Here is a 6,910-nt window from a genome sequence, read left to right as displayed (position 1 = left end):
GAGCAATCATGGAGAACCGGCGAACGCAGCGCCGGCGATCCCTCATGCCTTCATCCGACAACGCAGCCACCTACGACTTATCCGCAGGTCAGCCTAGCCAGACGAAAGTTTGAGGCTAGCTGCCTCCGTCGGCTCCGCCATCGGCACCTCCGTCAGCCCCGCCGTCGGCTCCGCCGTCACCGCCGCTGTCGGCTCCACCATCGGCGCCCCCGTCGGCACCCCCGTCAGCTCCGCCATCGTGAACGCCCGGGACGCCGGCTGCACCGCCGTCCGCCGGGCCCTCCTCACCTTCGTCCTTGTTCGGATCCTGCTGTGGGTCGGTCATGATTCCTCCCGAGGTCAAAAGGCTTGGGAGCAGCGGTGTTACCGGCTCCCGGAGCCTGCAGCGGTGTATTGTTCGGCCGTTGTCAGCTTATCCCGGCGTATCGGCGGCCACGTCGATTCCGGGATCATCGAACCGTTGTCCCAGACGTTGTACCCCGCGCACTCGCAGGTGCGGCGCTGCGAAGAAGAAAAGTCGACGCGTTGCTCGCCGATAATCGGGTACAGGAGAGTATGGCTGACGAGAATCCCGACGCGTCCGAGTTCGACCCGCAGAACCCCGATCCCGCGAACACTCCTGGTCTCGAACCCGGGGGCGGGGTGGCGCCCGGAGATACTCCGCCCGCCGAGACTGCTGTGGGCGGTCCGCAACACGAACCGCCGCAGCGCCGCAGTGCCGGGGCCCTCATCGCCATCGCGATCGTGGTGATCGTGGTTCTGGTGGTGGCCGTCGGTCTGATCATCCGAGCAGTCGGGCTGTTCTGAGCGCGCGACGAAACGAAGGTGAAGAGGTAGCGGAAAAGCGAACTGCCTCCCGGTAGTAGAGAGGGGCGTGGACCGGTCGCATCACGCCACGAAGGCGATAGCACGCCGCCGTATCAGTCGACTCGATGCGACGGCGGGTTCGGCGCACCCCATGTTCCGAGCCAGACCGTCTTCACGTTGGCCAGCATCCGTCTCGACTCGGCTTCGGACGGCCTGAGTGATCGGTCCTTGAAGAAGGCGATGACGATCATGTCGGTCAGGGTCGTGACGAGGCCTTCGTGGTCGTCCGACAGCGGAGTGATCTCCCCGGCGTCGGCGTCCCTACTCATCTGCGCGGCCAGTCGGCCGTTGAGATCGGTGACCAGCGCTGTCCACCGCGCGCTGAGCTTGTCGTCGTAGTTGACCGCCTGCAGGCCCGCGACCATCACGCGGTCGCGCTCGACCCAGGCGCGGTAGGACGTGCCGAAGAGCCGGTCGAAATAGTCGGCGTGGGATTCGCCGGCGCTGGATCGTCACAGCCGCACGCGCAGCGGGACTGTCGTCGCCGATCCAGAGTATCTGGACCGCCGTGAGCGACCTGGCCGGGCTCGCGGAATCGTCCCGAGTCGGCCGCATCCAAGGATTCTTCGGACGCTCCGTCGTCCACCCGAAGCAGATCGACATTGTCAACGAGGCCTACACGCCCTCGGCCGAGGAACGAGAGCGCGCGCAGCGCATCGTTGACGACGCGTCCGCGTCCTCGGCGGCGGGGGAGACCGCGGTTCTCGACGAGAACGGCAGATTCATCGACCCGGCGGTCGTTGCGAATGCTCGCGTCGTACTCGACCGAGCCCCGGCCATCACAGTACGAGGAGCCACATCATGACCGAACAAACCATCACCGGTCCCGACGCACTGCTGAATGCGGTCGTCGACACCGACGTCGACATCGTCGAGCTGGGACATCCCCACACGACCGGTATGCCTTGCTCACCGAACCACCCCGGATTCCGGATGACGCTCATCCTCCGGCACGGCGACATGGTGCGACCCGACGGCGGATCGGCATCGAACGAGATCATCGTGACCGGCGGACACGTCGGCACCCACGTCGACGCGCTCTCCCACGTCAGCCACGAGGGCAAGCTGCACGGCGGCATCGACGCCCAGGAAGCCCAGCGCGGTGGAAAATTCTCCCAGCTCGGCGCGGAGTCCATTCCCTTCATGCTTCGCCGTGGACTGCTCCTCGATGTCGCACGGGTCCGCGGCGTCGACTCCCTCGACGTGGGGCAGGCGGTCACCGAACAGGACCTGCGCGATGCGGCCGACGCCGCCGGTGTGACACCGCGCCGCGGTGATGTCGTGCTGATCCGTACGGGATGGGCCCGGTACTTCGACGATCCGCAACGCTATCTCGGCCAGCAGGACGGTGTTCCGGGCGCCGATGTCGGTGCGGGCCGGTGGCTCGCGGCCAGCGGCATCGCGGCCGCCGGTGCAGACACGACCGCCTTCGAACACATCCCGGCGGGCAAGGGGCACAGTGTTCTTCCGGTTAACCGAGTGATGCTGGTGGAGAACGGAATCCACATCATCGAGCACCTCGACCTCGAGGATGCAAGCGCCCGCGGCCTGACCGAATTCACGTTCGTCATGGCACCGCTGCGCATCACCGGCGGCACCGGTTCGCCCGTTCGCCCCGTCGCGGTGGTGGCCTCGTGACCAGCACCGAGACCCGACACGACCTGATCGGAACGGTCGTCGGCCGGCTCGCCGCCCTCGCCGCCGACATCCGCACCACGGGACTGCCCGCAGAACTGCGCAAGGACGTCGCGCGCCGGGTGCTCGACCTGCTCGGAAACTCCCTCGCGGCGCACGACCAGCCGTCCGCTCGCGTCGTCACCGAGGTGGCACGCAACTGGTCGGGCGCAGCCGCGGCCACCGGCATCGGCACCGGAGAGCGGTTCCCGGCGGCCACCGCCGCGCTCGTCAACGGAACACTCACCCATTCGATGGATTCCGACGACACCCATCTGCCGTCGGTGCTGCACCCGTCCGCTTCGGTGATCCCGGCGGCGCTCGCCGTCGGTGAAGCAGTGGGAGCCTCCGGTGCAGCCGTTCTCGACGCTGCGGGTGTGGGTGTCGAGATCGTGGTCCGCCTGGGAATGGGCGGCTACGACGAGGAACTCGGCAACTCCGAATTCTTCGAACGTGGCCAGCACGCAACCTCCATCTGCGGTGCCGTAGGTTCGGCTGCCGCCGCAGCGATGCTCTACGGACTCGAGACCGAAGGCATCGCGGACGCCATGGGCATCGCCGCGAGCTTCGGTGCCGGATTGCTCGAAGCCAACCGCACCGGCGGCACGGTCAAGCGGCCGCACTGCGGATGGGCCGCACACTCCGGTGTCACCTCGGCAGAATTTGCTCGCGCCGGGCTCACCGGACCGCCGACCGTGATCGAAGGACGCTTCGGATTCCTGCACGCCTTCTGCGGCGATCGGGCCGACACCGCGAAGGTGCTGGACGGACTGGGCGAGCACTGGGAACTGCCGGGCATCTTCTTCAAGCCCTACCCGTGCAACCACTTCACCCACGCCGGCATCGACGCCGCGCGGGCGCTCGTCCGCGACGGTCTGGACCCGGCCGACATCGTGGAGATCCAACTCGGCGTACCGAAGCCGGTACTACGCACGATCGCCGAGCCCCCGGCATCGAAGGCTGCTCCCGAATCCGGTTACCACGCGGTCTTCTCGGGCCCGTTCACCGTCGCACGGGCACTGCTCGGTGGCTCGGGACTCGGTGTGGGACACGCCGATTTCACCGACGCTGCCGCGAAGGATCCGCGCACACTCGAACTCGCGCGGCTGGTCACGAGTTACAGCGACGACCGCTGCGACGAGATCTACCCACATCAGTTCCCGGCGGTGCTCCGGGTACGTACGCGGGACGGTTCCTGGCACGAGGTTCGCGTCGACTATAACCGGGGTGGTCCGGCGAACCCGCTCTCCGACGACGAGCTCACGATGAAGTTCGATCTCAACGTCGAAGGACGGTTGTCGCCGGAGAGCGCCGTAGAGGTCGCTGGAGCCGCGCTGGCGCTCCCCGCCGCCGAGCCACTCGATGCCCTGATGGCGACCGTGCGCGGTTGATCCACGCAATGTGCGGATCGTGATGGTGTGCCGTCCGGCCGGCACGCGAGAAGGCGGGCCTTCTTCGGTAGCTCTTGTACCGAGAAGACCCGCCTTCGGCGCAGCGCCCCTATGGATCGCGCATGTGGCCGCGGGACCCTGCGACCATCGTCAGGACGGTGTCGCCGTTCGTAGCTCGCGGCGCAGCAGTTTGCCCGTCGCCGTCTTGGGGATGTCGGAGATGATCTCGACGAAGCGTGGGCACTTGTAGGCCGCCAGTCGCTTCTTCGTGAACGCGATCAGCTCATCGGGCGTGACCGTGGCTCCGGGGCGGAGGCTGACGAAAGCTTTGACAGTCTCCCCGCGGTATTCGTCGGGTACACCCACCACCGCTGCTTCGCGAACGGCGTCGTGTTCGTAGAGCACGTCCTCGACCTCGCGAGGCCAGACCTTGTAGCCACTGGCGTTGATCTGGTCCTTCTTGCGGTCGATGATGTAGAACCAGCCGTCGCTGTCCATGTAGCCGACATCGCCGGTGTGCAGCACGCCGTTCGGGATCGAGTTCGCGGTGGCCTCCGGCTTGTTCCAATACCCCGCTACCACCTGCGGCCCCGCCGTCACGAATTCCCCGACCTCGCCCGGGGGAAGGTCGTTGCCGTTGTCGTCGACGATCCGCACGACGGTGTCGTAGACCGGCACGCCCACGGAGGTCGCTCCGGTCAGCTCGTCGACCGGTGCCCGCCTGCCGAGCGGCACCCCGTGGGACGGGGAGGTCGTCTCGGTGAGGCCGTAGATGTTGTGGATGTAGTGGCCGAATCGCTCCTCGAACGCCGCGATGGTGCTCGGTGGGATCGGCGCTCCGCCGGAGTAGATCTTGGTCAGGCTCGCCAAGGCCTCCTTGCTCGCGTTCGGGGCGTTCATCAACGCGATGAACACCGTGATCGATCCGACGGTGAACGTGGCGCGTTGCTTTTCGATCGTCTCGATGGTGTCGGCCGGATCCATGCGGTACATCAGCACCAGCGGTGCACCGGTCAGCAGCGACAGGGCGATGTGGCCGACGAGCCCGGTGATGTGGAACAGCGGTGCGACGCCGAGGACGACGTCGTCTGGACCGATGTCGATCCAGTCCCGGTAGGTCTGCGCGTTGAACGCCACGTTGCGGTGGGTTGTCATCGCGCCCTTCGGTGGGCCGGTGGTCCCGGAGGTGTATGTCAGGAAAGCGACCGTGTCGGGGCCGATCTCGGCAGGCGGCACGGTTCGGCCACGGAAGGCCGTGAGCATCTCCGCCATGTCCGTGGTGCCCGCGCACTCGACGTGTTCGACGTCGGCGAGGGTGCCGCTGTTCGCAGTCTGGTACTCCAGTTCCGATGTCGTGATCACGGTGCGCACGTCGGTCGACTCGACGACCTTCGCTGCTACGTCGGTGTAGAGGGATTGCAGCGCGACCAGGACCGTGGCACCGGAGTCGCGCAGGATCTCCTCGAGTTCGCGTTCGCGGTACATCGGGTTGGCGGACACCGCTATACCGCCGGCCTTCCACGTTCCGAGTTGGGCGATGACGAACTGGGGCACGTTCTGTGCATAGATCGCGACCCGTTCACCCGGCTGGAACCCTGCGTCGAGGATTCCGGCGGCGAATGCGTCGCTCAGTTCGTCGAGTTCACCTGCGGTGATCCGGCCGTCGAAGTAGCGGATGATGTCGGCGTCCGGATCGCGTTCGACGGTCGCCCGGAACATCGCCAGGGCGTCGTCGAATTCGATCGTGCGTGGTTGCCGCTGCGCAGCGTCGTACTGCGACAACCACACCTTGTCGTCATAGATGGTCATGGTTCGCCTCAGCGGATGACGATGGGATTCACCGGGGCGCCGGTGCCGTTGACGATCTTCAGCGGGGCGGCGGTGTAGAGGAAACTCCAGCGGCCGTCCGCGGCGCAGGCGTCGGCGAGGTCGTCGAGCCAGGCGATCTCCGTCAGCGTGACACCGAGATTGCGCATCAGGGCGCAGTGCAACGGCAGCGCGACGCCGCTCTGCGGGTCGTAGGTCACCTCGTTGGCGATCGTGTCGGTCACCAGGTTCGGAATCTCCTTGTCCTGGAACCACTCGACGAGCTCGGGCGAATAGGTGAGGCCGGGCTCGCAGAATCCGTCGTAGAACTGTTCGGGGTTGTTCAACTCGTACCAGTACTTGAGCCACCCGGTGCGGATGATCAGGATGTCGTGCGGCTCGATGGTCACGCCCTGGGCGGTCGCAGCTTCCTCGAGATCGCGGTGGTCGAACGTTTCACCCTTGTCGAGATAGGGCTTCCCGCGATGGCGGGCCATGTCGATGAGGACGCCGCGGCCGACGATGCCCTTCTCTGCGATCGGGAGGACGGAGGCCTTGTCCATTCCTCCGACGGTGCTGCGGGCGTCGTACCCGTTCCAGAGTTTGCCGTCGTACCAGACGTGTCCGAGTGCGTCGTACTGGGTCGATCCCTGGAGAAAGACCAAGGCCGTGTCGTCGGCGTAGTGCAGGCCGCCCGGGAAGGCCGGAGCCCCGTCGCCGTCCCAGGAACTCTCATCGAGCACGTTCTGCCGCTTGATCCCCTCACGACCCGGCCACAGCGGGTCGCCGGGGCTCTCGGCGCGTCCCATGTGGATCTGGAGCGTGAAGGTCTCGCCCGACTTGACGTGCTGGACGCCGCGCAGAACCTCCGCTGCGTCGAGGTAGTTCAGTGCACCCAGCTCGTCGTCGGGTCCCCACTTGCCCCAATTGCTCGGCGCGTTCTCTCCGAGCAGTTCGCGCATTGCGGGAGCGTCGACCTCGGTCATGTTGTCCTCCATCGGGTAAACAGCGGGAGCGAGCACACGCTCGGTGTCGACTATGGTGCACGTCACACCTGTCGACGTCAACGGGTCGATATTTTCGCGAAAATCGCTGCGAGACAGCCGTGCAAGTGGATACGCTGCCCGGAACGGTCGAGGGCCGAATGGTCGGTGTTCAGCTATTTCAAACAC

The 6,910-nt window shown here is 66.3% G+C and carries 8 protein-coding genes; 4 read left to right on the top strand and 4 right to left on the bottom strand.

Going from position 1 to position 6,910, the window contains the following annotated elements; genetic code table 11:
- Nucleotides 1–115: 115 nt before the first annotated feature.
- On the bottom strand, nucleotides 116–325 hold the full coding sequence (locus tag K3M35_RS15710) for a hypothetical protein (RefSeq protein ID WP_064061018.1): 210 nt from the start codon (nucleotides 323–325) through the stop codon (nucleotides 116–118).
- A 230-nt stretch (nucleotides 326–555) separates the two neighbouring features.
- Here K3M35_RS15710 and K3M35_RS15705 point away from each other — a divergent pair, with 230 nt between their 5' ends.
- The gene (locus K3M35_RS15705) at nucleotides 556–807 is read left to right on the top strand and encodes a DUF6480 family protein (protein ID WP_006552118.1); all 252 of its coding nucleotides are present in this window, start codon (nucleotides 556–558) and stop codon (nucleotides 805–807) included.
- A gap of 113 nt (nucleotides 808–920) precedes the next feature.
- On the opposite strand, the gene K3M35_RS15700 is transcribed toward K3M35_RS15705, so the two are convergent.
- Nucleotides 921–1,235, bottom strand: a complete 315-nt coding sequence (locus tag K3M35_RS15700; protein WP_138941538.1) for a hypothetical protein — start codon at nucleotides 1,233–1,235, stop codon at nucleotides 921–923.
- 140 nt (nucleotides 1,236–1,375) lie between these two features.
- On the opposite strand from K3M35_RS15700, the gene K3M35_RS15695 reads away from it, so the two are divergent.
- From K3M35_RS15695 to K3M35_RS15685, 3 genes are read left to right on the top strand one after another with little or no spacing between them, the layout of a single operon-like run.
- Entirely contained in the window at nucleotides 1,376–1,672 is a 297-nt protein-coding gene (locus tag K3M35_RS15695) for an HpcH/HpaI aldolase/citrate lyase family protein (RefSeq protein WP_232512266.1), read from the top strand.
- Entirely contained in the window at nucleotides 1,669–2,505 is an 837-nt protein-coding gene (locus K3M35_RS15690) for a cyclase family protein (protein WP_064061020.1), read from the top strand. Before K3M35_RS15695 ends, K3M35_RS15690 begins: the two co-directional genes overlap by 4 nt.
- On the top strand, nucleotides 2,502–3,932 hold the full coding sequence (locus K3M35_RS15685) for an MmgE/PrpD family protein (protein ID WP_220666662.1): 1,431 nt from the start codon (nucleotides 2,502–2,504) through the stop codon (nucleotides 3,930–3,932). Before K3M35_RS15690 ends, K3M35_RS15685 begins: the two co-directional genes overlap by 4 nt.
- A gap of 150 nt (nucleotides 3,933–4,082) precedes the next feature.
- Here K3M35_RS15685 and K3M35_RS15680 read toward each other — a convergent pair whose 3' ends face one another.
- Together K3M35_RS15680 and K3M35_RS15675 are read right to left on the bottom strand one after the other, a co-directional pair.
- On the bottom strand, nucleotides 4,083–5,741 hold the full coding sequence (locus K3M35_RS15680; protein ID WP_064061022.1) for a class I adenylate-forming enzyme family protein: 1,659 nt from the start codon (nucleotides 5,739–5,741) through the stop codon (nucleotides 4,083–4,085).
- An 8-nt stretch (nucleotides 5,742–5,749) separates the two neighbouring features.
- Nucleotides 5,750–6,724, bottom strand: coding sequence for a cyclase family protein (locus tag K3M35_RS15675; RefSeq protein WP_024101012.1), 975 nt, complete (start codon nucleotides 6,722–6,724; stop codon nucleotides 5,750–5,752).
- Nucleotides 6,725–6,910 lie beyond the last annotated feature (186 nt).

It is taken from the genome of Rhodococcus sp. DMU2021 (assembly GCF_019641445.1).
Lineage (GTDB): Bacteria > Actinomycetota > Actinomycetes > Mycobacteriales > Mycobacteriaceae > Rhodococcus > Rhodococcus pyridinivorans.
The sequence above is the reverse complement of the archived record's forward strand: the minus strand, read 5'-3'. Positions and strand labels throughout refer to the sequence as shown.